The 2,100-nt window shown below is 64.3% G+C and carries 2 protein-coding genes; both read right to left on the reverse strand.

What is annotated here, in order from left to right:
• Positions 1-340 precede the first annotated feature (340 nt).
• Positions 341-922 (reverse strand): hypothetical protein, encoded by a 582-nt coding sequence (locus AC0NZN_RS18320; protein ID WP_474593758.1) that lies wholly within the window; start codon positions 920-922, stop codon positions 341-343.
• Between the two features lie 334 nt (positions 923-1,256).
• Positions 1,257-1,847, reverse strand: coding sequence for a hypothetical protein (locus AC0NZN_RS18325; RefSeq protein ID WP_474593759.1), 591 nt, complete (start codon positions 1,845-1,847; stop codon positions 1,257-1,259).
• Between the last annotated feature and the right edge of the window lie 253 nt (positions 1,848-2,100).

Below are 2,100 nucleotides of genomic sequence, written 5' to 3' on the forward strand. Positions count from 1 at the left end.
GAAGAAGCTCGGTTACGACACCCCAGCCGCACGATTCAAGACCGCCCGAACCAGCGCAGCCGAGCTGCGCTAGCCTTCCCCAAAACGACCAAGTGTTGCGACGACCATCAGAATCCACCGCCCCGCCTTCGCGCAAACGCGCGGGCCGGTCAACTGCGACAGCAGCCTGCAGGAGCCACCGGCGCCGTGCTTGTCGCGGGTAGAGCAGGTTGCTCCTGAACGTCCGGCAACCAGGGCCAGCCGGCGACGATTCGCTCGACCATTCGGTTGCGGTCGATGCCGGTTGGAGGACCGACCACCGCACGCAGACCCGGCTCGCGGGCGTCGATGCTCGCCTGAGTCAATCCGGGTCGAAGCGGTAGCCGGCCTGTTCCATTGCACCCGCGATCTCCTTGATGCGCCAGTCGCGGACAGTCGCAGTACCACCACCGTCATCCCAGATCACCCGGATCTCTCCCGGCATGCGATACAGCCCGGTGATGCGCTCGCGGGGAACCCACGCCCGGCTGAAGAGAATGCGCAGCTCCAGACCCTCGGGACGGATCGTGAGTCGCTGCAACCAGGGAACGTTCGAGCTGGTCGGGACGATGTCCTTACGAAGATCGAGCCCCATCGGCCGGAACTGTGCGACCGGAAGCCCGGCGACAGGCCCCGCCGGGTACGCCGAACTGTTGATGCCCGTTAACACAGGCTGGGGTCGAGGCCGGTTCGCCGACTGTCGCCCGTGGATCGCCGCGGTAAACACGGCCGCCGCGATACTGCCCGCGGCGAAGACGGCAAAGGGGGCCCACATCGCTGAATTCAGCTGCGTGCAGCCGTCAGGACACTGGAGCGGTAAGGCCACGAACCCGGCCGCGAAGGCCACGAATCCGAGCGCGCTCAGCGCCATCGACACTCGCAGACCAATACGCAACACGCGCACCGGCCAAATATATCCGCCGTAGCCGACGCGCCGGTTCGATTGTGTGACGAGGGCCAATGATCCCCCACGCGACCGGGGAGGGGCGGACGTCATGCGCGGTCCATCGGCACGGGTCAGCAACCCCACGTTGTCGACTAACGCGAGCGGATGCGTACTCGAGCACGATGGGGTGCACGCGAGACGACCCGGTTGCGCGCGCGAACGGGGCCAGCGCCCGGCTGACCGGGACAGTCGACTTAGGCCAGGGCTGCCCCACCCGTCGGCAGTCGACGACATTCTCCGCAGATTGGCATCGCAGCAACGCTGCTTCGTCGATTCGGATTCGGTGCGTCACCTATCCCTTGTCGTCCTGGATGAGCATCGGGCCGGGCAACCCGTCGGTGTTGCCTGCGCCAGTTCCGAACGCGCGGGAAATTGCTTCAAACTCTCTCTTCGTCAGAGACTCCGCTCCGTGTAGCTCGATTATGCCGAATGCGCAGAGCGCCAATGCCGCTAGCGTAAATGGCAGCACGTGTGCGGTGAATATCGCCAGTTGAAGCTGACTCCCCAGTAGGGGTATCGGCGAACCCAGACCGTGGAGAACATGGCGACCGCGGTCGAGCGTTACGTCCGCCCTGGCCCAGTCAGAGGCGATAACCCAGATCAGCCCGCAAAACGAAGCAACGAAAACAGTCAACTGGATCAGGTCCCCGACAGATTTCGATCGCGCGATATGCCTACCGATCACGATGATTTGCGGCGTGCCGTTTGACCAGAACAGGCCACCAAACCTCACGGCGAGCGTGATAGATACTCCCAACAAGAGGAAGAACGCCACGAGAGCCACTGGCCCCGCGATTGGTCCGATCGGCCAGGACGTGGTGAGGGCCAGGACAGCAAGCGCCAGCGCGACCAATTGCACCGAGAGAAGTGTCCAGTCCATCACTCGCAGGATCCTGCTACTCATCTGGCCTCGCCCGCGGGACTGATCTGGTTGCCTGCTTCCACCTCGGCTTCCGGTCGCGGAGCGATCGGTCCACTGCCACCCAGTGGATGTCGATCCAGCTTGCACGCTGTCGGCGGCGCCTGAATCCTGGTCGCTTTCGGCGCTCGAATTGTGAACGGTTGCGGGCAGTCTAGCCAGGGGTTTCGTCGGTTGTGGTGCGGATGCTGGGGAGGCTGTCGATGCCGCGTCCGCG

The sequence above is a fragment of the Microbacterium sp. sgz311019 genome, assembly GCF_056135325.1.